The sequence below is a fragment of the Enemella evansiae genome (genome assembly GCF_004362375.1).
Classification (GTDB): domain Bacteria; phylum Actinomycetota; class Actinomycetes; order Propionibacteriales; family Propionibacteriaceae; genus Enemella; species Enemella evansiae.
Genome location: NZ_SNXA01000011.1, coordinates 282,051 through 304,135, shown reverse-complemented (window position 1 = coordinate 304,135; position 22,085 = coordinate 282,051). Strand labels below are relative to the sequence as shown.

The following is a 22,085-nucleotide window of genomic DNA, read 5'->3' as shown; positions in this document are numbered from 1 at the left end:
GCTAGGCTCCGGGCGTGCCTGCCAATGTTCCACCGGATGCCGAGCGGCTCGCCGAGGTGCTGCTGGCACCCCCGATCGGCTGGAGTTCGGTGCAGGTGCTGCCCGAGATCGGATCCACCAATACCGAGCTGGTGGCCCGCGCGGCGGCCGGTGCGGCCCACGGCAGTGTGCTGATCACCGACAACCAGACCGCGGGCCGGGGGCGGTTGGACCGGACCTGGACCACCCCGCCCGGGGTGGCGGTCGCCTGTTCGGTGCTGCTCCGCCCACCGACCGAACTGCCGGTGGCGAGCTGGCCCTGGCTCTCACCATTGCTGGGGCTGGCGGTCAGCCGGGGGGTACGCCGGTTCAGCGGTCTCGAGGTGCTGTTGAAGTGGCCCAACGACGTGCTCATCGGTGACCGGAAGCTGTCGGGGCTGCTGGCGGTACGCGTCGAGACACCCGAAGGGCCGGCAGCGGTGCTCGGTTTCGGGATCAACGTCACCGCGGTTGCCGAGGAGCTCCCGGTACCGACCGCGACCTCGCTGCTGCTGGAGGGTGCCCCGACCGACGCCACCGAACTGCTGGTCGCGGTGCTCACCGAGCTGGCCGAGCTGTGGCGGATCTGGCTGCGTGACAGCGAACAGGTCGCTGCGGCGTACCGGGTGGAATGCGGCACCCTCGGCCGCCGGGTCCGGGTGGTGCTGGGGCCGGGCCGGGAGGTGGTCGGCCGGGCGGTCGGCATCGATGCGCACGGCAGCCTGCAGGTCGAGGGCCCCGGCGGGACCAAGGCCTATCCGGCAGGGGATGTCATCCATCTGCGCGCCCTCGAATGAGGCGGCCTAGACTCCGGCCATGAGCGTACGCACCCAGCAGCACGGTCAGCACGTGACCGAGATCGTGATGGACCGGCCGGAGGCGATGAACGCGCTGTCCACCGCCCAGGCCGAGGCGCTGATCGAGGTGACCGAGGAACTGGCCGCGAACCGGACGGTGCGCGCGGTGGTGCTCTCCTCGGCGATCCCGAAGGCCTTCTGCGTCGGCGCGGATCTCAAGGAGCGCAACGGTTTCGACGATGAACAGTTGCGGCACCAGCGCGAGGTCTTCCGGCGCTGCTTCGGTGGTCTGCTGGCACTGCCGGTGCCGACGGTGGCCGCGGTCGAGGGGTTCGCGCTTGGCGGCGGATTCGAGCTCGCGCTGTGCTGCGACCTGATCGTCGGATCGACGACCGCGACCTTCGGGCTGCCGGAGATCGGCGTGGGGGTGATCCCGGGCGGCGGTGGTACCCAGACGCTGGCCCGGCGGGTCGGCCTCGGCCGGGCCGCCGATGTGATCTTCACCGGCCGTCGGCTGACCGCCGAGGAGGGGATGGAGTGGGGTTTCGTTGCCCGCTCCGTCGCCGAGGGCCTGGCCATCCCCGAAGCGCTCGCGCTGGCCGGGGTGATCGCCGACAAGTCACCGGTCGGGGCGCGGGCCGCGAAGCGGGCGCTGGCCGCCGGTTTCGATCTGCCGATCGCCGAGGGGTTGGAGCTGGAACATCAGGGCTGGCTCAGCACCGCCTTCTCGGCCGACCGGAAAGAGGGGATCGCCGCCTTCAACGAGAAGCGCAAGCCCGACTGGCCCGGCCTCGACGGCTGAATCCCGGCACCGGCACGGGTTCGAGGAACCTTCCACCCAACCTTCGGTGGCGTAACCTGCCCGGTTCCGGGGCAGGATGTGCGCAGCGCTCAGCGCTGCCCGGCTCCCTCGTCCGGGATCCTCCGGCCGACTCGTTCCCCCGAGCGCTGCGCGACCGGACCGGAGCGAGGGATGGGTGACCCCGAGTGCCTCCGGTGCTCGGGGTCGCTCGCTGTCCGGGCCTTCGCGCGGTCCCGGCCCGGTTCGGTGTTCACGGGATCCAACGGCCAGGTCGATTCCCATGTCCGAAGGGCTAACCGCCCGGCTCGATCACCTGGCCGGCGCGTTTCAGCGAGAGCAGGGAGATCGCGACGTCGGCGTGCTGCAGCCCGGGCAGGCTGCCGATGGTCTGGGAGATGAAGTCATAGAGACCGGCCTCGGAGGCGACCGCGATCTCACCGCACAGATTGCGGTCGCCGGTGGTCGCGGCGATCATCAGCACATCCGGATGGCGGGCCAGGATGGCACCGGCCGCCCCCAGCTTGGTGGGGACGACGTTCAGCCAGACGAAGGCGTTGACGCGGGCACCGATGGCCTCCGGCTCGATCACGGTCCGCATCCGCAGCGCGCCGCTGGCCATCAGCGTCTCGACATGGTGCCGGGCCGTGGCCGCGCTGATCCCGCACTCGCGGGCGATCTGCTGCCAGCCCTTGCGGCCGTCCCGACGCAGGGTCGCGGCCACCCGGGTCGCGACCGATCCGACCGAGAGTGCGGCGTCGTCGAGGGTGCCGTCGTCCCAGCGGTCGGCCCGCAGCGCCCGCAGGTCGGCGATCGTCTCCGCCGGGAGCAGCGCGGGTGCCCACTGGTGCGGGGTCGCGTACCGGCGGATCACCTGGTTGCTCCAGATCGCGCGGACCCCCTCCATGGCGGGCAGTTGCTCCATCGTCAGGTCGAGCAGGTGGTCCTGGGTGGTGTAGCTGATCTCGGCCACCGCGTCGACGCTGCCGGTGAGCAGCTTCACCGAGCCGCACTCGGGCCACTGGGCCAGTCGTTCGGCGATCGTCCGCGCGTTCCCCGGGCCGCAGCGCAGCCGGACGAACAGCGATTTGGCGCCCTGGGTCTTGCGGTCATCGAGTACGCCGGTGACCCACAGCGTGCGGTCGGTCAGCAGCCGCGTCACCCGGCGGGACACGGTGGCCGGTGAGGTGATCGCGGCGTCGGCGAGCTGGGCGTTGGTGGCGCGCGGGTGGGCGAGCAGTGCGCCAACGATGCGCTTATCAAGTTCGTTCACCTGAGGTGCCGTTTCATTCAGAAATATGCCGTTTGATTGATCTTTATTGCGCTCTGAGCGCAAATCTAGTGCTGTTGGTCCGTCGTTGGGTAGCTTCGCCAACCCGAGCAGAGGCCGGCCCGGCATCGATCGGGGTCAAGCCACAACCAGGAAGTCTTCAACGATGATTCGCTTCAAGAAACGTGCCGCCATCGCTCTGACCGCCGCCGCACTCCTCGTGCTGCCCGCCTGTTCCGGCGGCAGCGGGGAATCCGCCGGCCAGCCGGATCGGATCACCTTCTGGACACCGCACACCACCCCGGAACGCCTGGCCGCCCAGCAGAAGGTGGCCGCCGCGTTCGAGGCCGAATCCGGGATCGGGGTTGATGTCGTCCCGATGGCCGCCGCCGATCAGGACCAGGCCCTGGTGACCGGGGCCGCCTCCGGCAATGTGCCGGACGTGATCATGGCCGCGGCGAGTCAGACCAGCGCCTGGAACGCCCAGGGGCTGCTCGACGCCGAGGCCGCCGCCGAGACGACCAAGGCGCTCGGCACCGAGACCTTCAACCAGAAGGCCGTCGCCGCGCTCAGCCCGCAGGGTCAGCCGGCCGCCGTGCCGAGCGACGGCTGGACCCATGTCATCGCCTATCGCGCCGACCTGCTCGAGAAGGCCGGCGTCAAGCCGCCGACGAGCCTGGCCGAGTTGGCGACGGCGGCGACCACGATCAAGGAGAAGCTCGGCATCACCGGTATCGCGCTCGGCACCCAGCCGGGCACGGCAGCGGCCACCGAGGGTGTGCAGTCGCTGTTCCAGAGCGCCGGCTGTGAGCTGGTCACCGGTGGCCAGGTCACGATCGACTCCCCGGCCTGCACCCAGGCCGCCGAACAGTTCCTCAAGGTGCGCAATTCCTCCACCTCGGGTGACTTCGACGTGCCCAGTGCTCGCGCCGCCTACCTGAGCGGGAATGCGGCCATGCTGCTGTTCTCCACCCACATCCTCGATGAGCTGGCGGGCCTGGACAAGGCGAATCCGCCGACCTGCGCGGAGTGCAAGCAGGACCCGAAGTTCCTCGCGACCCAGACCGACTTCATCACCGTGCTGGACCCGAAGAATCCCCGTCAGTACGGTTCGGTGCTCGGTTACAACATCCCCCAGGGTGCGAACTCCGAGGCCGCCGGCAAGTACATCCAGTACGTGATGAGCAAGGGTTATGTTGACACCCTGGCGGTCGCCGCCGAGGGCCGTCTGCCGCTGCGCAACGGGACGCCGGAGAAGCCCAACGAATATCTCGACGCCTGGGGCACCCTGGGCATCGGACCCAACCATGACGTGAACTCCACCGAGCTCTATGGCAAGGACTTCGTCGACGGGATGGGCAAGGGCATCAACGCCGTCTACCAGTGGGGCGACGGCACCCCCGACGCCGAGCTGGCCGGGATCACCCTGCGCCAGAGCGTGCTCGCCGGCAAGCTCGACCTGCTCTACCAGGGCCGTCCCCCGGCCGAGGTGACGGCCGCGATGAAGCAGGCCGTCGAGGAGGTCAAGGCAGGACTGTGACCGATCTGGCCACCCACCCAAGGCGAACCCGGCGCGGTGATCTCGCGCGCCGGGTGAGCCGGCAGGGGCAGCTGCTCACCGCACCGACCCTGCTCGTCATCACCTTCGCCTCGATCATCCCGCTGATCCTGGTCTTCGTCTTCGCGTTCTCCAAGGTCCGCCTGGTCGACATCCCCCGACTGGGGACCCGGCCGATCCAGTGGACCCTGGAGAACTTCGAACGGGCGTTCGCGAATCCGACCTTCTGGGACGCGCTCGGCACCACCCTGCTCTATGCGACGTTGACGATGATCGGGTCGGTCGGCAGCGGGCTGCTGCTGGCCCTGGCGCTGCGGCGCCCGTTCCGCGGCCGGGGCGTGATCCGGGCGCTGCTGCTGGTGCCCTACGTGCTGCCGGTGATCGCGGCGGTGACGATCTGGAAGACGATGCTGAACACCCAGTACGGCATCGTCAACGCGATCGGCACCACCTTCCTCGGCTGGGGTGCGCCGATCGGGTTCCTGAACACCAGCAGCATCGACGTGTTCGGCGTACCGATCCCGCTGTCCCTGCTGGTCGTGGTGCTCTTCGAGATCTGGACCTCGGCACCCCTGTCGTTCCTGTTCATCACCGCGCGCCTGCAGAGCATCCCCGCCGAGCTCGAGGAGGCCGCCGCGATCGACGGGGCCTCGCACTGGCAGACGTTGTGGCAGATCACCCTGCCGCAGCTGCGCGGGGTGGTGCTGCTGCTGTGCCTGCTCCGGTTCATCTGGACCTTCCAGAGCTTCAACGAGGTCTATCTGCTCACCGAGGGAGCCGGCGGCACCCAGGTGATGGCGCTGCGGGTCTACACCGAGCTGGTCACCCGCGCGAACATCGGCAGCGCTGCGGCGTACGGATTGTTGATGTCGGCGGTGCTGGTGGTCCTGCTCGCCGGATACGTGATGCTGCTGCGTCGGAAGGAGGAGCTGTGAGTCGGGGTTCGGCAATGCGTCCGCCGCTGGTGATGCGGGTCTGCCGCGTCCTGCTGATCGGATTCGCCGTGCTCGCTGCGGTCGGCCCGGTCCTCTACGGCGTGCTGCTCACCCTGCGCCCGGTCTCGTCGGTGATCGCCGAACCGCTGTCGCTGATCCCCGCGCCCGGTGAGCTCGACCTGTCCGCCTATCCGGCGGCGATGCTGGACGAATCCCGGGGTGGTTTCGGCCTGGGCCGCTTCGTGCTCAACTCGCTCGGCGTGGCGCTGGCTACGGTGGCGCTGTCGATCATCGTCTCGATCCTCGGGGCGTACGCCGCGGCGCGGCTCCGCTATCGCGGGCGGGGTGTGGTGAACGCGATCATCCTCGGGGTGTATCTGTTCCCCGGCATCGTGTTGTCGGTGCCGCTGTTCGTGCTGCTGGCCCGCGCCGGACTGACCGGTTCACTGGCCGGGCTGTTCCTGGTCTATGTGGCCAGCACGGTGCCGGTGTCGCTCTACATGATGCGCAACTACTTCATCGCATTGCCTGTCAGCATTGAGGAAGCGGCCACCGTCGACGGGGCGTCACTGCCGCGGATGCTGTGGAGCGTGATCCTGCCGGTCGCCGTTCCGGGGGTGGTCTCGACCGCCATCTACACCTTCATCATCGCCTGGAACGAATACTTCTATGCGTTGCTGTTCCTGGTCCAGAAACGGGACCAGTGGACCGCGCCGCTGGGCATCGCGCAGCTGACCGACTTCAACGTGCCGGTCACGGTGCTGCTGGCCGGCTCGATCACCGTCACCATCCCGGTGCTGATCCTCTTCACCGCCGTTCAGCGACTGCTCGTCGACGGTCTCGCCAGCGGAGCGGAGAAGTGAGCCGGGAGGCCCCGTTCGCCGACACCGTCCGTGCGGTGATCGAGCGCAGCAACGGCACCGCGGGCGGGGTGCGGGTGCTGACCGGCCCCCGGGCCGAGGCCGGTACGCGGGCCTCGGCAAGGGCGGAGCACGGTGAGCTGGTGCTCTGCGCCGCGGATCCGGTGGGTGCGCTGAGCGCGTACCAGGCATACCTGCAGCACCGTGCCCGGAGGCGGATCACCTGGGAGAGCCCGGAACTCTCGCCCCCGTTGACGAGTTGGCCGTCCGGAGCGGTGGAGATCGCCACCGACTTCGGCATCCGCTACCACCTCAACGTGGTCACCCATGGTTACTCGATGGCCTACTGGGACTGGGATCGCTGGGAACGGGAACTGGACTGGATGGCGTTGCACGGCATCACCCATCCGCTGATCCTCACCGGTTACGAATCGGTGCTCGCCGACACCCTGATCCGGCTCGGCATCGGTGAATCCGACGCCTGGTCCTGGGTCGGCAGCGCCGCCCACGTGCCCTGGTTCGCGATGGGCGGCATGCACTCCTTCGGTGGGCCGCTGCCCGCCTCCTGGCCACGGCGCCGGACCGAGCTGGCCCGCCGGATCCTCGCCAGGGCACGAGAACTCGGCATGACCCCGGTGCTGCCCCTGACCGGGGGACACGTCCCGGAACAGCTCGCCGGGGCCGACGCCGACCGGATCGAGTGGCAGGGCTGGAGCACCCCGGTCCTCGACCCCGGATCACCGGCCCACCGGGAGTTCGTGGCCACCTTCCTGGCCGCCCAGCGGGACCTGCTCGGCGACCCCGGGGTGGAGCCGATGTTCGCCCTGGACCCCTACATCGAATCCCTGCCGCCGAGCGACGAACCCGAAGCCCTGGCCGCCGCCGGCCGCAGCTATTTCGCCGCGCTCAGCGAGGTGGTGCCCGATGCCACCTGGCTGCTGCAGGGCTGGCCTTTCCACTACCACAAGGATTTCTGGACCACCGAGCGGATCGCCGCATTCCTGTCCGAGGTGCCGCACGAGCGGTTGCTGCTGATCGACCTGTGGGGTGAGCACGCACCGATGTGGCGGGGTGGCATGCACGGCCGTCGCTGGATCTGGTCGATGGTGCACAACTTCGGCGGCCGGTTCGGGCTCTTCGGCGATCTCGCCGGTCTGGTGCGCGACCTCGCCGAGCTCCGCGCCGCCGCTCCGGCCGGCCTGGAAGGTGTCGGGATGGCACCGGAGGCGATCGAGAACAACACCGTCTTCTATGAGCTCGCCACCGACCTCACCTGGTCCGATGTCGAGCTCGGTGACTGGCTGGCGCGCTACGCCGCGCAGCGCTATGGCACGGCGGATCCGGCGGCCGGGGAGGCCTGGCAGCTGCTCGCCGAGACGCTCCACGGCCCCGGGCGCACCCGGTCGATCCCGTCCCCGGTGTATGCCCGCCCCTGGACCGATGAGTTGCCGTTCGCCGCCCAGCGGGCCGCCGGTGAAGCCCTGCCGGAGCCCACCCGGATGTCGGCCAACATCGACGCCGAGAACGACCCCGCCGTGCTCGGCGATCTGCCCCGGATCGCTTGGGCGGCCCGGTTGATCGCAGGGTTGCGGGACGCGGATCGCACCGCCCAGGAACGCGATGTCAGCGATCTGGTGCAGCATGTCATCGCCCAGGGCACCCGGCCCCGGATCCGCGGCATCCTGGCGGCGTACCGACGCGGTGACAGCGACGGCATCGGTGACCAGTTCACCGCCCTGCGGACCGCGCTGCTGGAGCTCGACGAACTGGCCGCCGCTCGCCCCGACGGGCTGCACAGCTGGCTCGCCGCGGCCCGTGACTGGGGCGAGACACCGCAGGAGGCCCGGGTGATGGAACGTGATGCCCGATCCCTGGTGTCGGTGTGGGGGCACCAGACCAGCGGCCTGCACGACTACTCCGGTCGGCACTGGGCCGGTCTGGTCGGTGAGCTGCATCTGGCGCGCTGGCAGGCCTGGGCGGACTGGCTGACCGAATCGCTGGCCACCGGCGCCCCGGATCCCCGCGCCCTGCAGCAGCGGATCGTCGACCTCGAAGAGGCCTGGCGCCAGGCGCCGCGGGACGCGCGCCCACCGCGCGGGGACACGATCGCGCTGGCGCTCGACGCCCTGACCCGCCGGGGCCTGTAGATGACCCGCCCGCCGACCGAGCAGCGCAATCCACGCACCACCGCGCTGGATCTCGTCCCCACCGAGGATGCGGTGCGGATGATCCTCGACGAGGACGCCCGCGCCGTCGAGGCGGCGCTCGCCGTCACCGGGCCGGTGGCCGAGCTGGCGGAGCTGGTCGCCGCGCGATTGGCCGACGGGGGATCGCTGCACTACTTCGGTGCCGGGGCCTCCGGGCGGATCGCGATGGCCGACGCCACCGAGGCGACGCCCACCTTCGGCGTACCACCCGGGATGATCCAGGCCCACTTTCCCGGCGGTGCGGCAGCGCTGGCCGATCCGACCATCGACCTGGAGGACGCCGAGGGGGCCGGCCGCCGGGACGCGGCCGCGATCACCGACCGCGACGTGGTGGTCGGGATCTCCGCCTCCGGTCGCACCGGCTATGTGACCGGTGCGCTCCAGGTGGCCCGGCAGCACGGCGCCCGGACCGCCCTGCTCGCCTGCGATCCCGCGATCCGCCCCGAACCGGCCCCGGACCACCTCATCGTCCTCGACACCGGTGCCGAGGCGCTCACCGGATCCACCCGGTTGAAGGCGGGCACCGCGACGAAGGTCGTCCTCAACGCGCTGTCCACCACCGTGATGGTGGCGCTGGGTCGCACCTACGGCAATCTGATGATCTCGCTGACCGCGACGAATGCGAAGCTTCGCACCCGCAGCATCTCCATCCTGGAAGAGGTTTCCGGTCTCCCGCCGCACCGGTGTGTGGCTCTGCTCGCGGCCTGCGACGGTGAGCTCCCGGTCGCGGTGCTCGCGGCGCTGGCCGAGGTGGACCCCGCGACCGCCCGGATGAGGCTGGCCCGGTCGGGGAGTGTCCGCACCGCACTGACGGAGCTGGGTCGATGAATCGAACCTCCACCGGTTGTGTGCTCGGGATCGATGTCGGCGGGACCGGCATCCGGCTGCGCGGGGTACGCCGCGGGCGGGAGACCGCGGTCGAGGAGCGGCGCGCGATCCGGCGTACCGGCTCCGGAATCGACATCGCGGCACTCGCCGACGCGATCACCCGACTCGCCCGCACCGGTGCGGTCGACCTCGATGCGCACGGCATCCGGGCCCTCTGCGTCGGTACCACCGGAGTCCCCGGGCCCATCGACCCCGACGAGCTGGCCGAGGCGCTCCGACAGCGGCTGGGTGCCGCGCGGATCGCCATCGCCGGTGACGCGCTCACCTCACACGTCGGCGCCCTGACCGGTGAACCGGGGGTGATCGTCGCTGCGGGTACCGGGGCCATCGCACTCGGTACCGACCTGGCCGGAATCTGGAACCGTGTCGACGGCTGGGGTTATCTCGCCGGTGACGAGGGCAGCGGGTCCTGGATCGGCCGGCAGGGGTTGCAGCTGGCGTTGCGCGCGTTGGACGGCCGATCGCCGGGATCCCCGCTGCTGCTGGAATTCGCGCTGCAGCAGTGGGGTGATGCGGACACCCTGATCAAGGAGCTCTACCGGGCCGAATCACCGGCCCAGCAGCTGGCCGGCTTCTGCCCGGCCGTCGCCCAGGCGGCCCGCCGCGGTGACGAACATGCCCGGGCGATCTGGACCTCGGCCGGTACCGCGCTCGGCCAAGCGGCCGCGGCGGCCTCGGCCGGTCTGCCACCGGTCATCACCTGGGCGGGCAGCATGTTCAATGCCGGCGAGCTGCTGCTGGAACCCTTCTGGTCGGAGGTCCGCAGGACATTGCCGAACGCCGAACGGCGAGCACCGCGGGGGCGTTCGGTCGACGGGGCGCTGCAGCTCGCGGAGCGACTGGTGGCCGGAACGCTGCCGGTGCAGGCCAGTGGTTTCCTGCACACCTACGGTTAGCGGCCGGGAGCGGGCGGTCCCGGCAGCTTGACCAGCAGGCTCTCCCAGGGCTCCAGCTCCGCGGGCAGTCCCTCGCGCCGGTGCGAACTCAGCAGCACCCGTGCGGATGCCCACTGGGCGTGCAGCTCGGCCGGTACCCGGCGTGGTCGATCACCGGCGTTCCCGATCGCCAACAGGCCACCCTCGGCACCGAGCCGCTGGACGATCCACAGGTTCGGGTCGGCCGGTTCGCTGAGCAGGAAGCGGCCGGTCGACAACAGCGGCTCCTCGCGGCGCAGCGCGATCAACCGGCGGTAGTGCGCCAGCACCGAGTCCGGGTCGCGCTGCCCGGCGACGGTCTCCTCGGCGGGATGATCGGGCACGTCCAGCCAGGGCGTACCTGTGCTGAACCCGGCCGCCGGTCCGTCCGCCCACTGCATCGGCGTCCGCGCGTTCTCCCGGGACAGGTCCCGCAGGGTGGCCAGCACCTCCGCCTCGCTCCAGCCGCGGGCGGTCATCGCCTCGTCGGCGAAGTTCAGCGACTGCACATCCTGGTACTGGGTGAGCGAGGTGAAGGCCGCCCCGCGCATCCCGATCTCCTCGCCCTGATAGACGAACGGGGTGCCCTGATGGGCGTGCAGCATGGTCGCGAAGAGTTTCGCCGACTCCTCTCGCCGGGTCGGGTCTCCCCAGCGGGTCACCACCCGCGGCTGGTCGTGGTTGTTCAGATAGAGGCTGTTCCAGCCGCGATCGCGCAGCCCGTCCTGCCAGTTCGCCAGCGATGTCTTGAGCCGGGTCAGGTCGAAGGGTTTCTTGTCCCAGCGATGATTCCCGTGATCGATCTGCACGTGTTCGAACTGGAAGACCAGGTCCAGGGCGTGGTTGGCGGGGTCGGTGAGTCGGGTCGCGTCGGCGGCCGTGGTGGCCGGTGTCTCGCCGAGCAGCACCACGTCATCGGTGTCGCCGACGGTGCCGGCGCGCAGCTCCTGCAGGAACTCCAGCAGCCGGGGACCGTTGCTGTACAGGGATTCCGCGTCACCCCACAGCTCCCCGGGGCGCACCGGGGCGTCCGGCAGCTCAGGCGGTTTGGCGATGAAGTTGATCACGTCCATCCGGAAACCCGAGATGCCGCGGGCGAGCCACCAGTTCATGATGGCGCGCACCTCGGCGCGGACCTCGGGGTTCTCCCAGTTGAGGTCGGGCTGACCGACCGCGAACAGGTGCAGATAGTATTCGCCGGAGCGTGGGTCGAGTTGCCATGCGGAACCGGAGAAGCGCGATCCCCAGTTGTTGGGTGGCGATTCGCCCCGGCCCGGGCGCCACCAGTACCAGTCCCGCCTGGGACTGCGCGGATCGCGTGACTCGATGAACCACGGGTGGGTGTCGGAGGTGTGGTTCACCACCAGATCGAGGATCACCCGGATGCCGCGCCGGCGGGCCTCGGCGATCAGTTCGTCGACATCGGCCAGGCTACCGAAGGTGGGGTCGATACCGCGGTAGTCGCTGATGTCGTAGCCATTGTCGACCATCGGCGAGGGATAGATGGGGGAGAGCCAGAGCAGGTCGATGCCGAGTTCGGCGAGGTGATCCAGTCGCGAGGTCACCCCGCGCAGGTCACCGATGCCGTCGCCGTCGGAGTCGGCGAAGCTGCGCGGATAGATCTGGTAGCCGACCGCCTGCTTCCACCAGGGCGTCGCGTTGCGAGCGGGCGATGCGGTCATTCGACCGGTACGGGTTCGCCGGCTTCGAGGGAGCGGTACGCCGCCAGCGCGATCGCCATGCTGCGCCGACCGGTCGCCCCGTCCGGTTGCGGCCAGCGCCCGGTGGCGATCCCGTCACAGAAGGTCTGCAGCATCGTCGCGTTGGCGTCGTCGCCGTAGCCACGGCGGATCGGGCCGATCCCGGTGGTGAAACCGGCCACGTGCTGGGCGTCGAAGGCATCCAGATCGGCGATCCCGTCGCTGCCGACGAGCTGCAGGGTGAGCCCACCCCAGACCGGGTTGTCGGCGGGGGCGGACCAGCTGCAGTCGATGGTGCCGGTCACCCCGTTGTCGAACTCGACCGACACGATGCCACCGGTCTCGGCGGCGGCGCGATCGCTGTGCAGCAAGGTGTTCGCGCGGGCGTACACGCTCGTCGCGTTGGCCCGCGGCATCAACACGGTGAGCAGATCGGCCAGGTGCACGGTGTGGTCCATGATCGCACCGCCGCCGGAGAGTTCGGGTTGGGCGAACCACTCCCGCTCGCTCGGCAGCTTGCCGTTGTTCGTGCCGGTGAAGGAGATCAGCTCACCGATCCCGCCACCGTCGACGACCGAACGCAGGGCGTCGAAGGCGATCGAGAAGCGGACCGGGTAGGCCACCATCAGCGCCACCTGGGCATCCGCCGCCGCGGCGATCATCGCGTCCGCATCCGGCAGGGAGGTGGCCAGTGGTTTCTCGCACAGGATGTGCACCCCGGCGGCGGCGATCTCTTCCACCGCAACCCGGTGCCGGGCGTTCTCGGTGCACACGATCACCCCGTCGGGCCGCCAGGCCAGCAGGTCGGAAAGCTTGTCGAAGAAGGGAATGCCGAAGTTCTCGGCCACCACCCGGCCGCGGGGTGAGCCGTCGTGCGGCGGCGGGTCGGTGATGGCGACCTCGACATCCGGCCGGCCGGTCAGCAACCGCAGGTAACCCTCGGCGTGCGGGTGGGCGAGGGAGTGGATCCCGATCTTCATCAGTTCTGCTCCAGCCGTGCGTTCAGGGTGTCGGCACCGGGCACGGTGACACTGCGCCCGGTGGCCAGGGATTCGTTGGCTGCCACGCCGAGCGCGACGGCCGCGACCCCGTCCAGTGCGGAGACCCGGCTGGTCGCCCCGGCACAGATGGCCGCAGCGAACTCGCCGAGTTCGAGCAGGAACGGGCTGTCGCCGAGGGTGCGGGGCAGCAGGCTGCCGCCGGTGCCGGGTGCGCTCGGGGCGTCGACGCGGACCGGCCCGGGAGCCGCGGAATCGTAGCTCAGGTAGCCGCGCGTACCCGCTGCCGAGAAGCTCGTCCGGAAGGTGGTCCGGGGACCGAGCCAGCCACCGGTCGCGGTGCTGATCGCGCCGTCGGCGTGGGTGAGCACCACCTGGGCGGTGGTGATCGGCCCGTCGGGGGTCTCCCGACCGACGGTCCGCGCGTGCACCCGGGTGACCTCCCCGGCCAGCCAGCGGGCCATGTCGAGGTCGTGGATCATCTGGTCCAGGATGACCCCGCCGGAGAGCCGCGGATCGTGGAACCAGGCCCGCTGCGGCCGGGAGGCGAGCCGGGTGAACCGGAGGACCGCGGGGTCGCCGATGTCACCGGCGGCGACGCTGCGCTGCAGGGCCCGGTAGGCCGGGAAGAACCGGACGACCTGGGCCGGATAGAGAGGTACGCCGGCCTCGCGGCAGACGCGCAGCATGCCCAGCGCCTCCTCGACGGTGAGCGCCAGCGGCTTCTCGCAGATCACCGCACAACCGGCCTGCGCGGCCCGGGCCACCAGGTCGGGATGGGTGGGCGTGGGGGTGCAGATGTCCACGATCTCGGCGCGGTCCAGGAGCTCGTCGATGGAGTCGACCACGATGCCGCCGCCGTGTGCGGCCGCGAGTGCGGGGGCGTTGTCGTCGGTGCTGTGGAGCACGACCTCGGCGCCCAGGGCGAGCCAGGCGGGGAGGTGTGCGTTCGCGATGCCACCGGCACCGATCAGTCCCACGACCCGAGGGAGTTGAACGTCCGTCGTCCTCATCAGCATCCTTCCGCACGGCGTGGCCGGGGCAATCATGGAATCGCTGGCACCGTAACAGCGGGAGCAGAAGAAACTCCATTCTCGATCAGAACTTTTTGTCATTGTGAATAAAACGTGGTCTGATGTGGGCATGTCATCGCCCGCGCCCGCCAGCACGCCGGGCAGCGTGGGCTCGGTGCAGATCGTGCGCCTGGTACGCGAGGGTGCGGCGGTCACCCGGTCCGCGCTCGCCGGCCAGACGGGTCTGTCGGTCTCCGCGGTGCACCGCCGGGTCGATCAGCTGACCCGGGCGGGCATCCTCACCGAGACCGGCAGTGCGGTCTCGGTCGGTGGGCGGCCGAGCCGGGAACTGGCGGTCGATGGCCGGTACGGGGTGGTCGCGGCCGCCACCATGACCGATGCCACGATCCAGGTGACCCTGGCCGATCTGAACGGGGAGATCCTCAGCTCGACCAGCCACCCCCATCAGGCCGGGGACGGACCGGAGGCGACCATGACCCGGCTCTGGCAGCAGCTGCAGCAGGCTGTCGCCGAGCTGCCCGGGCGCTCCGATCCGCTCGCGATCTGTCTGGGCATCCCCGCCTCGGTCGTACCCGGCAGCGGTGAGCTGGCCTTTCCGTTCTTCATGCCGAGCTGGCACCGGGCCAACCCGGGTGCGCTGGTCGCCGGGCACACCGAGGTGCCGGTGCTGGTGGCGAACTCCGCCGATCTGATCGCGGTGGCCGAATCCCACGGGGCCCGGGACCGCCCGGTCGTCGAGCAGCTGCTCGCGGTGCAGCTGGGGGAGCGGATCGGGTGCGGGGTGATCAGCAACGGCTCGCTGCATCGTGGGGCGAGCGGTGCGGCCGGTGAGATCAGTCACGTCCCGGTCGGCATCCCCTCGGTGATTCCCTGTGCCTGCGGGATTCCCCAGTGTCTGGAGTCGGTGGCGAGCGGCAAGGCGGTGCTCGCCGCCGTGGCCGACCAGGGCCTCGAGGTGGACGACCTCGAACAATTGGTGGCGGCCTCCCGGGCCGGTGACGCGGTCGCGGCCACCGCCCTGCGCCGGGCCGGCAGCGAGATCGGCGCCGTGCTGGCGACCATCGTCAACTTCTTCAACCCCAGCGAGGTCGTCATCGCCGGTGAGCTGTCCACCTCCGAGGTGCTGGTCTCGGCGATCCGCGCGGAGCTGTTCGCCCGCTGCCTGCAGGTGGTGACCCATGACCTGCTGGTCCGGGCCAGCGCGGAACCGCTGGCGGTGACGACCGCCGGCGCCGTCGTGCTGGCCCAGGAGGCCGCGCTGACCGAAGCCGCGCGGCGGGTCGGTACGAACTGATCACAATCGAGCGATGCCGCCACGCAGTTCGGCGACCCAGGAGCCACCGCCGTGCCCGGTGTCATCGACCAGCACCAACTCCGCGTCGGGCCAGCCGCGGGCGACCTGCCAGGCGATGTCCGGCGGGCTGCTGATGTCAAGGCGGCCGTGCACCAGGACACCAGGGATGCCGGTCAGCCGGGGCAGCTCCCGGATCAGCTGGCCGTCGGGGAGGAAACCGGCGTTGGCCCAGTAATGGGTCACCAGCCGCGCCAACCGCAGCCGCAACTCGGGGTCGTCGTAGCGCGGATCGTGGGTGGCACCTGGGAAGGTGCCGACGTGGGTGTCCTCCCAGGCGCACCAGTCGCGGGCGGCCCGTTCACGGACCTGCGGGTCGGGATCGTGCAGCAGCCTGGCGTACGCCGCCGCCAGATTGCCGTCGCGTTCGGCCGCCGGCACCCCGGCGGCGAAGCGCTCCCACTCCCGCGGGAAGACCCGGCCCATCGCGCGGGTGATCCACTCGACCTCGCGGGCGCTGGTGTTCGTGAGCGCGCCGAAGGCGGCCGCCACGACCCGCTCGGGGTGGGCCTCGGCGTACGCCAGGCCGAGGGTCGAACCCCAGGAGACGCCGACCACCAGCCAACGATCGATACCGAGATGGGTCCGCAGGTGTTCCAGATCCGTGATCAGGTGGGCGGTGGTATTGCTGCTCAGGTCGACCACCGGATCCGCCGCACTCGGTGTCGAGCGGCCGGCGTTGCGCTGGTCGAACTGCACGATCCGGAACCGTCCGGGATCGAAGAGCGTGCGCTGCCAGGGGGCGGAGCCGCTGCCCGGTCCGCCGTGCAGGAAGACCGCGGGGGTACCGGCCGGATCACCGGATTCCTCGTAGTACAGGCGGTGCCCGTCACCGACCTCGAGCATGCCTGTGGCGAACGGTTCGGTGCTGGGCCATGGATCGGGGAGCGCCATGGGGTGATCCAATCAGTGCGGCCGGTCACAGCTCGGCAACGGTGCGGCGCGGCGCGGGACGCTCCGGTCCGGCAGCGCTGAGGCTGTGCTCAGCTTTCCCCTGCTGACAATGAGGTCGTCATGTCCCGTGCATCGTTGCGCGCCGCGCTCGTACTCGTCCCGGTGCTGCCCGTGCTGGCCCTCGGCGCCGCCGGGGCGTACGCCGCAGAACCGCGCTACGCATTCCAGTGGCTGGCGCCCGCGAAACCGGTGATCCCGCCGCGGCCGCCGGCACCCGCGCCGCCGCCCGCTGCGGCGTACCCGGCCGGACCCGGACCCGACCTGCGCTTCGCCGACCCGCGCGGGTTCACCAACGGGCAGGTACCCGCCGACCAGCTCTGCCGGGTACCCGGCGCCCGCTCCGACGGCTGGCGGATGAGCTGCCGCGCGATCGGCGACTTCACCGCGCTCAACCAGGCGTACCGGGCCCGTTTCGGCCGTGGCCTGCAGGTCGATCACCTGCGCGGCACCGCCTACCGCACCGTCGGCGACCAGAAGGTGCTGTACGCCAAATACGGCAGCCCGCGGGCGGCGACGCCGGGCACCTCCAACCACGGCTGGGGGCTGGCGCTCGATCTGGCGATGGGCGGCGGCAACCACTCCTCGCCGACCTATCGGTGGCTGAAGGAGAACGGCCCGCGCTACGGGTTCATCGACGAGATGCCGACCGAGGACTGGCACTGGCGCTACACCCGCTGAATGCTCCGGGGGCTCCGCCGGGTGCCGTACCCTGTTCCGGTGCACGACGACTCTGCCGCGGAGGCTCACCCCGTCCACAACATCGAGCTGCCGCTCGGTGAGCCGGCGCCCGAGCAGGGATTGAGCCTGTTCACCCAGCTGGTCCGCTTCACCCTGACCGGTGGGCTCTCGGCGATCGTCGACTTCGGCACGCTGTGGCTGATGACCCACCTGATGGCCATCCCCGACAACTATGCCAAGGCGATCTCGTTCATCCTCGGCACCACCACCGCGTACGCCATCAACCGCCGCTGGACCTTCAAGGCCGCGCCGTCGACGAAGCGGCTGGTGGCGGTCTGGGTGTCCTATCTGCTCACCTTCGCGCTCCAGGTCGGGCTGTACGCCCTGACCCGGCCCTGGTTGCAGAGCCACTTCGATTACTCGATCGCCCAGTTCATCGCCTTCGTGATCGCCCAGGGGGCGGCCACCATCTGCAACTTCGTCATCCAGCGCTGGGTCATCTTCAAGCTGATCTGAGGGCAGGGTCACAGGGCGATGCGGGTGCCCGGCTCGGGGCGGTCGGCGGCGGCCTCGGTGATCGCCGCTGCGGCGGCCGCGTCCTGGATGCCGACCCCCACCGAGTTGTAGTGCACGATGTCGGCGGGGTCGCGCCGCCAACTGCCGGGGTCGGTGAGGATCGTTCCCAGTTCAAGCACCGAGTCCGGATCCAGCTCCCGGACGCCACGGCGGTCACGATCGGCCCGGCGTGCTCCAGCGCGGTCGCCCGGTCGTCGACCACGATCCGTGCGCAGCGGCGCAGCAGCTGCTGATCCAGCTCGTGCCGGTCGGGGGCGAAGGAGCCGACGCTGAGCACCGTCGCACCCTCGGCGACCCAGTCGGCCTGCAGCACCGGTTCTGCGGAGGTGGTCGCGGTGACGATCAGGTCTGCACCAGCAACCGCCTCCTCGGCGCTCGCGCAGACCCGTACCGGCGGGCCCGGTGCCCGCTCGGCGAGCCGGGCCGCGGTCACGGCATTGCGCGAGAACAGGCGTACCTCATCGGCCGGCAGCACCTCGGCCAGCGCAGCCAGATGGGCGGCTGCCTGCACCCCGGATCCGATCACCGCCAGCACCGACACCCGCCCGGCCAAGGTCTGCGCGGCCAGTGCCGAGGCGGCGGCGGTACGCAGGGTGGTCACCTCGGTGCCGTCCATGATCGCCTGCGGTCGCCCGGTCAATGGGTCGAGCACCGTGATCACCGCCGACACCGCAGCCAGGCCGCGCTCGGCATTGCCCGGATTGACACTGCCGAACTTGGACACCGCCGGGGCATCGGGCGCCAGCCGCGCCGCATAGCAGAAGGCCGCCGACTCGGCCTGGCCCGGCAGCAGCAATCGGGCCGGCAGCACCGCCCGGCCGGTGGCCAGTGCGGTGAATGCCGCCCGCTGCGATTCGAGCGCCCGCCGGGCGTCGAACAGCTGGCGTACCTCGGCCGCGGTCAGCAGCAGCGTTTCATCGCCTGCCATCGGCTCACCGCCGTACCACGCGGTCGCCGAGCACGGAGGCGACGAACCCGATCACATCATCGAGGACCTCGTCGCGGTTGAGCTCGTTGAAGATCTCGTGCCGCGCCTCGGGGTAGCTCTTCGTCTCGGTCCGCTCGCCCCGGAGCCGCTCGACCGCCTCCGCCGACGGACCGATCGGTACCAGCTCATCGGCCTCGCCATGCAGATACAGCACCGGCAGGCCTTCGAACCCGCCACCGGTGTTGATCAGCTCCAGCTCATCATGCAGCGCCAGCAGCGTGACCCGCTTGAAATCGCCGTGCCAGATCAGCGGATCCGCGGCGTACGCCCGGCCGACCTCCGGGTCCCGTGACAGCGTCGCCACATCGATCGGCGTCGGCGGAATCTCCTCCAGCACAAGCAATTCCTCGACGGCCTCCCAACGCCCCAGGACGGGCCCGGACAGCACCAGCGCGGCCAGATCCTCGCCATGCAGCTGCGCGAACCGGGCCGCGATCATGCCGCCCATCGAATGCCCGATCAGCACCACCGGCAGCTCCGGATTCTCATGGGTCGCCAGCTCCAGCACCTCGGCCACGTCCGCCACGACCGGTTCGAAATCGGTGATCTCCACCCGCTCCCCGGCGCTGCGGCCGTGCCCGCGATGATCCGCGGCATAGACCGTGGCGCCGGCGGCGTTCAGCTGCTCGGCCACCCACCGGTAGCGCAGCACGTGCTCGCCGTAACCGTGGGTGATGATCGCGATCCAACCGGGGTCGGCGATCGGCCAGGCGGTCCCGACCAGTTCACCGGCGTGACCGGTCAGGGTGAAATCGTAGGAATCGGCAGCGGCATCGGTGCTCATCCTGTGACGATAGTGCAAGGGATCGTTGAGTCGACCTCAACCCATCGATGCCCCCGGGGCACTTTCGCCGGCGCCGCGCATCGGGTTGGCTGGAACGGACTGCCGAACGGCAGGGAAGGAGGAAAGGTGAGCAACGAGGCGCTGATCCCGCCCTGGCAGCTGCGGGCCCGCTTCGCGGTCCGGCTGGCGGAGCTCTACGGCGGTGAGGTCCCGGCGTACAACACCCTGGTCGAGGTCTCGACCGAGGTGAACCAGCGGGTGATGGACGCCCGCGGCGGCGACGCGGAACGGCTCGGTTCGCTGGATCGGGTGACCGCCGAACGGCACGGTGCGATCCGCGTCGGGACGCCCACCGAACTGGCCCAGGTGGCGCGGATCTTCGGCGCGCTGGGCATGTACCCGACCGGCTTCTACGACCTGCGCGACGCCCAGCCGCAGCCGATCCCGGTGGTCTCCACCGCCTTCCGGCCGCACGAGGCCGACGAGCTGGCCCGCAATCCGTTCCGGGTGTTCACCTCGATGCTGGTACCGCAGGACCGGCGCTTCTTCGACGCCGACCTGCAGCGCCGGCTCGAGCACTTCCTGGCCGCGCGCACCCTGTTCCCCGCCGAACTGCTCGAGCTCGCCGACCGGGCCGAGGCCGACGGCGGGCTCACCGAGTCCGACGCGGACCGTTTCCTGGAGCTGGCCGCGGCCAGCTTCGCGCTCGCCGACGAACCGGTCGACCGGGCCTGGTACGACGAGTTGTCCGAGATCTCCGGGGTCGCCGCCGATATCGGCGGGGTGACCAGCACCCACATCAACCACCTCACCCCGCGGGTGTTGGACATCGACGACCTCTACACCTCGATGCAGGCCCGCGGGATCGAGATGATCGCCGAGATCCAGGGCCCGCCGGACTGGGCCGGACCCGATGTGCTGCTGCGGCAGACCTCCTTCCGGGCGCTGGCCGAGCGGCGCGCCTTCCGCGAGGCGGACGGCAGCATCGGCGAGGGTGAGCTGCGGGTCCGGTTCGGTGAGGTGGAGCAGCGCGGGATCGCGCTCACCCCGGCCGGTCGGGAGCTGTTCGACGAGCTGGTGGCCGCGACCGACCGGCGGCTCGCCGAGCAGCAGGGGCGGACCCGGGTGGACCTCGCGCGGGAGGTCTGGGCCGAACGACTGCCCGGGACCGAGGCCGAGCTGGAGCGCGAGGGACTGGCCTATTTCCGTTACGTGGTTGGCGATTCCCGACCGGCCGGTGATCCGCCGGCCGATCTCGACGCGCTGCTGACCGGCGGCTGGCTGGTCGCCGAACCCATCGTCTACGAGGACTTCCTGCCCCGGTCGGCGGCCGGCATCTTCAACTCCAACCTGAGCGACTCGGGCAGCCGGGACACCACCCAGGACGCGGCCGAACGGGACCAGGCCTGGCTCGCGGAGGTGATCGGGCGGCCGATCGCCGAACCCTTCGAGTTGTACGCCGCAGAGCGCGACGCCTCCCTTCGGGACGCGGCGGCCGCGCTCGGACTACCCGCCGACGCGCTGGCCCTGACCGGCGCACGGTCCGCCAGCTGATCCGAACACGGCAAGGGAAAGGGGCGACATCGTGGTTGTTCCGCAACGTGCGTCGGTGGTGATCATCGGCGGCGGGGTGATGGGTGTTGCTGCGGCGTACGAACTCGCCCGCAGCGGCATCGCTGAGGTCGTGCTGCTGGATCGGGGCAGCTTCGGCGCCGGCTCCACCTGCCGAGCCGCCGGCGGCGTCCGCGCGCAGTTCTCCGACGAACTGAACATCCAGCTCGGCGCCCGCAGCCTGGCCACTTTCGAGAACTTCGGCCGGTTGTTCGACACCGAGATCGACCTGCATCAGGTCGGCTATCTGTTTCTGATCGACAACGACGAGGCCGTCGCCACCTTCGAGAACAACGCGAGACTGCAGCAGAGCCTCGGTTTGGAGAGCCGGATCATCAGCCCCGCCGAGGCGAAGCGGCTCTCGCCGCTGATCGATACCGACGGGCTGATCGCCGCGGCCTGGACCCCGCGCGATGGGCACTGCACCCCCGAGGCGGTGGTTTCCGGGTACGCCCGCGCCGCCCGGCGGGCCGGAGCGACCCTGCTCCCGAACTGCGCGGTGACCGGCATCGACGTCGCGGACGAAGCGGCCGGGGCGCGGATCACCGGCGTATGCACCGCCGCCGGCACGATCGCCACGGATACGGTGATCTGCACCGCCGGCGCCTGGTCCGGCGAGATCGCGAGCTGGGTCGGGGTCGACCTGCCGGTCGAACCGCTGAAACGGCAACTGCTCATCACCGAGGACATGCCGGGCCTGGCGCCGGACACCCCGTTCACCATCGATCAGTCCTCCACGCTGTATTTCCACAACGAGGGCAGGGGGCTGCTGGTCGGGATGTCGTATGCCGACCAGCAGCCGGGCTTCGATCAGACCGTCACCGACGACTGGCTGGAACCGCTGTCGGCGGCCATCGATCGGCGGGTACCGGCGCTGGCCGAGGTGGGGATGAGTTCGGGGTGGGCAGGGTTGTACGAGAACACCCCCGACCACAACGCGCTGATCGGCGAGGCGCGTGGGGTGTCCCGTTTTCTCTATGCCACCGGGTTTTCCGGCCACGGGTTCCTGCAGGGGCCCGCGGTTGGCGAGGTGCTCCGCGACCTCTACCGTGAACAGCGACCCTTCGTCGACGTCTCCGCGCTGAGCGCCGACCGTTTCCACTCCGCCGACCGGCGGCCCGAGTTCAATATCGTCTGAAATCAAGTCGTCTAGTCGAAAGCAGTG

General features: G+C 70.4%; 20 protein-coding genes. 13 read left to right on the top strand and 7 right to left on the bottom strand.

What is annotated here, in order from left to right:
- Nucleotides 1-14 precede the first annotated feature (14 nt).
- On the top strand, nt 15-815 hold the full coding sequence (locus C8D81_RS16055) for a biotin--[acetyl-CoA-carboxylase] ligase (protein ID WP_133626400.1): 801 nt from the start codon (nt 15-17) through the stop codon (nt 813-815).
- A gap of 19 nt (nt 816-834) precedes the next feature.
- Nucleotides 835-1,617 (top strand): enoyl-CoA hydratase/isomerase family protein, encoded by a 783-nt coding sequence (locus tag C8D81_RS16050; RefSeq protein WP_094432357.1) that lies wholly within the window; start codon nt 835-837, stop codon nt 1,615-1,617.
- 292 nt (nt 1,618-1,909) lie between these two features.
- On the opposite strand, the gene C8D81_RS16045 is transcribed toward C8D81_RS16050, so the two are convergent.
- Nucleotides 1,910-2,887 (bottom strand): Lrp/AsnC family transcriptional regulator, encoded by a 978-nt coding sequence (locus tag C8D81_RS16045; protein WP_166646850.1) that lies wholly within the window; start codon nt 2,885-2,887, stop codon nt 1,910-1,912.
- A gap of 163 nt (nt 2,888-3,050) precedes the next feature.
- On the opposite strand from C8D81_RS16045, the gene C8D81_RS16040 reads away from it, so the two are divergent.
- From C8D81_RS16040 to C8D81_RS16015, 6 genes are read left to right on the top strand one after another with little or no spacing between them, the layout of a single operon-like run.
- Nucleotides 3,051-4,424 carry an ABC transporter substrate-binding protein gene (locus tag C8D81_RS16040; RefSeq protein WP_094432353.1) on the top strand — a complete coding sequence of 458 codons (1,374 nt, stop codon included), beginning with the start codon at nt 3,051-3,053 and terminating at the stop codon, nt 4,422-4,424.
- Nucleotides 4,421-5,377 carry a carbohydrate ABC transporter permease gene (locus C8D81_RS16035; RefSeq protein WP_094432350.1) on the top strand — a complete coding sequence of 319 codons (957 nt, stop codon included), beginning with the start codon at nt 4,421-4,423 and terminating at the stop codon, nt 5,375-5,377. The genes C8D81_RS16040 and C8D81_RS16035 overlap by 4 nt, the downstream gene beginning before the upstream one ends.
- A 14-nt stretch (nt 5,378-5,391) precedes the next feature.
- The gene (locus C8D81_RS16030; RefSeq protein ID WP_094432348.1) at nt 5,392-6,240 is read left to right on the top strand and encodes a carbohydrate ABC transporter permease; all 849 of its coding nucleotides are present in this window, start codon (nt 5,392-5,394) and stop codon (nt 6,238-6,240) included.
- Complete coding sequence (locus tag C8D81_RS16025; protein ID WP_133626399.1) at nt 6,237-8,384, top strand: alpha-N-acetylglucosaminidase; 2,148 nt, start codon at nt 6,237-6,239, stop codon at nt 8,382-8,384. The genes C8D81_RS16030 and C8D81_RS16025 overlap by 4 nt, the downstream gene beginning before the upstream one ends.
- Nucleotides 8,385-9,272 (top strand): N-acetylmuramic acid 6-phosphate etherase, encoded by an 888-nt coding sequence (locus C8D81_RS16020; protein ID WP_094432343.1) that lies wholly within the window; start codon nt 8,385-8,387, stop codon nt 9,270-9,272. It abuts the gene before it with no gap.
- Complete coding sequence (locus C8D81_RS16015) at nt 9,269-10,228, top strand: N-acetylglucosamine kinase (protein ID WP_094432341.1); 960 nt, start codon at nt 9,269-9,271, stop codon at nt 10,226-10,228. Before C8D81_RS16020 ends, C8D81_RS16015 begins: the two co-directional genes overlap by 4 nt.
- On the opposite strand, the gene C8D81_RS16010 is transcribed toward C8D81_RS16015, so the two are convergent.
- The 3 genes from C8D81_RS16010 to C8D81_RS16000 are packed head-to-tail and all read right to left on the bottom strand — an operon-like array spanning nt 10,225 to nt 13,957.
- Nucleotides 10,225-11,928 (bottom strand): alpha-glucosidase, encoded by a 1,704-nt coding sequence (locus tag C8D81_RS16010; RefSeq protein ID WP_094432339.1) that lies wholly within the window; start codon nt 11,926-11,928, stop codon nt 10,225-10,227. The two genes, C8D81_RS16015 and C8D81_RS16010, sit on opposite strands and share 4 nt — an antisense overlap.
- Nucleotides 11,925-12,926: a Gfo/Idh/MocA family protein gene (locus C8D81_RS16005; RefSeq protein ID WP_094432336.1), complete on the bottom strand. Its 1,002-nt coding sequence runs from the start codon at nt 12,924-12,926 to the stop codon at nt 11,925-11,927. Before C8D81_RS16005 ends, C8D81_RS16010 begins: the two co-directional genes overlap by 4 nt.
- On the bottom strand, nt 12,926-13,957 hold the full coding sequence (locus C8D81_RS16000) for a Gfo/Idh/MocA family protein (RefSeq protein ID WP_094432334.1): 1,032 nt from the start codon (nt 13,955-13,957) through the stop codon (nt 12,926-12,928). Before C8D81_RS16000 ends, C8D81_RS16005 begins: the two co-directional genes overlap by 1 nt.
- Before the next feature lie 130 nt (nt 13,958-14,087).
- Here C8D81_RS16000 and C8D81_RS15995 point away from each other — a divergent pair, with 130 nt between their 5' ends.
- Nucleotides 14,088-15,272: an ROK family transcriptional regulator gene (locus C8D81_RS15995; protein WP_094432331.1), complete on the top strand. Its 1,185-nt coding sequence runs from the start codon at nt 14,088-14,090 to the stop codon at nt 15,270-15,272.
- Here C8D81_RS15995 and pip read toward each other — a convergent pair whose 3' ends face one another.
- Nucleotides 15,273-16,223 (bottom strand): prolyl aminopeptidase, encoded by a 951-nt coding sequence (pip, locus tag C8D81_RS15990; RefSeq protein WP_094432329.1) that lies wholly within the window; start codon nt 16,221-16,223, stop codon nt 15,273-15,275.
- A gap of 120 nt (nt 16,224-16,343) precedes the next feature.
- Between pip and C8D81_RS15985 the strand changes: the two genes are divergently transcribed.
- Together C8D81_RS15985 and C8D81_RS15980 are read left to right on the top strand one after the other, a co-directional pair.
- A complete protein-coding gene (locus C8D81_RS15985; protein WP_094432327.1) occupies nt 16,344-16,961 on the top strand; it encodes a M15 family metallopeptidase in 618 nt (205 codons plus the stop codon).
- Nucleotides 16,962-17,000: 39 nt separating this feature from the next.
- Nucleotides 17,001-17,477 carry a GtrA family protein gene (locus tag C8D81_RS15980; protein WP_229118988.1) on the top strand — a complete coding sequence of 159 codons (477 nt, stop codon included), beginning with the start codon at nt 17,001-17,003 and terminating at the stop codon, nt 17,475-17,477.
- Here the strand turns inward: C8D81_RS15980 and C8D81_RS15975 are convergent.
- Nucleotides 17,464-18,465, bottom strand: coding sequence for an ornithine cyclodeaminase family protein (locus C8D81_RS15975; protein WP_208109335.1), 1,002 nt, complete (start codon nt 18,463-18,465; stop codon nt 17,464-17,466). The two genes, C8D81_RS15980 and C8D81_RS15975, sit on opposite strands and share 14 nt — an antisense overlap.
- Before the next feature lie 4 nt (nt 18,466-18,469).
- A complete protein-coding gene (locus tag C8D81_RS15970; RefSeq protein WP_094403649.1) occupies nt 18,470-19,309 on the bottom strand; it encodes an alpha/beta hydrolase in 840 nt (279 codons plus the stop codon).
- A gap of 126 nt (nt 19,310-19,435) precedes the next feature.
- Here C8D81_RS15970 and hglS point away from each other — a divergent pair, with 126 nt between their 5' ends.
- Both hglS and C8D81_RS15960 read left to right on the top strand, forming a co-directional pair.
- Complete coding sequence (hglS, locus tag C8D81_RS15965; RefSeq protein WP_229119657.1) at nt 19,436-20,863, top strand: 2-oxoadipate dioxygenase/decarboxylase; 1,428 nt, start codon at nt 19,436-19,438, stop codon at nt 20,861-20,863.
- Nucleotides 20,864-20,894: 31 nt separating this feature from the next.
- Nucleotides 20,895-22,058: an NAD(P)/FAD-dependent oxidoreductase gene (locus tag C8D81_RS15960; RefSeq protein ID WP_133626398.1), complete on the top strand. Its 1,164-nt coding sequence runs from the start codon at nt 20,895-20,897 to the stop codon at nt 22,056-22,058.
- Nucleotides 22,059-22,085: the final 27 nt, after the last annotated feature.

Excerpts from the sequence above, each read along its gene's own strand:
- C8D81_RS16040 (WP_094432353.1), top strand. The coding sequence starts at position 3,051 with ATGATTCGCTTCAAGAAACGTGCCGCCATCGCTCTGACCGCCGCCGCA.
- C8D81_RS15975 (WP_208109335.1), bottom strand. The coding sequence starts at position 18,465 with ATGGCAGGCGATGAAACGCTGCTGCTGACCGCGGCCGAGGTACGCCAG.
- pip (WP_094432329.1), bottom strand. The coding sequence starts at position 16,223 with ATGGCGCTCCCCGATCCATGGCCCAGCACCGAACCGTTCGCCACAGGC.
- C8D81_RS15970 (WP_094403649.1), bottom strand. The coding sequence starts at position 19,309 with ATGAGCACCGATGCCGCTGCCGATTCCTACGATTTCACCCTGACCGGT.
- C8D81_RS16000 (WP_094432334.1), bottom strand. The coding sequence starts at position 13,957 with ATGAGGACGACGGACGTTCAACTCCCTCGGGTCGTGGGACTGATCGGT.
- C8D81_RS16020 (WP_094432343.1), top strand. The coding sequence starts at position 8,385 with ATGACCCGCCCGCCGACCGAGCAGCGCAATCCACGCACCACCGCGCTG.
- C8D81_RS16015 (WP_094432341.1), top strand. The coding sequence starts at position 9,269 with ATGAATCGAACCTCCACCGGTTGTGTGCTCGGGATCGATGTCGGCGGG.
- C8D81_RS16030 (WP_094432348.1), top strand. The coding sequence starts at position 5,392 with ATGCGTCCGCCGCTGGTGATGCGGGTCTGCCGCGTCCTGCTGATCGGA.
- C8D81_RS16005 (WP_094432336.1), bottom strand. The coding sequence starts at position 12,926 with ATGAAGATCGGGATCCACTCCCTCGCCCACCCGCACGCCGAGGGTTAC.
- C8D81_RS16010 (WP_094432339.1), bottom strand. The coding sequence starts at position 11,928 with ATGACCGCATCGCCCGCTCGCAACGCGACGCCCTGGTGGAAGCAGGCG.
- C8D81_RS15995 (WP_094432331.1), top strand. The coding sequence starts at position 14,088 with ATGTCATCGCCCGCGCCCGCCAGCACGCCGGGCAGCGTGGGCTCGGTG.
- C8D81_RS16050 (WP_094432357.1), top strand. The coding sequence starts at position 835 with ATGAGCGTACGCACCCAGCAGCACGGTCAGCACGTGACCGAGATCGTG.
- C8D81_RS15985 (WP_094432327.1), top strand. The coding sequence starts at position 16,344 with ATGTCCCGTGCATCGTTGCGCGCCGCGCTCGTACTCGTCCCGGTGCTG.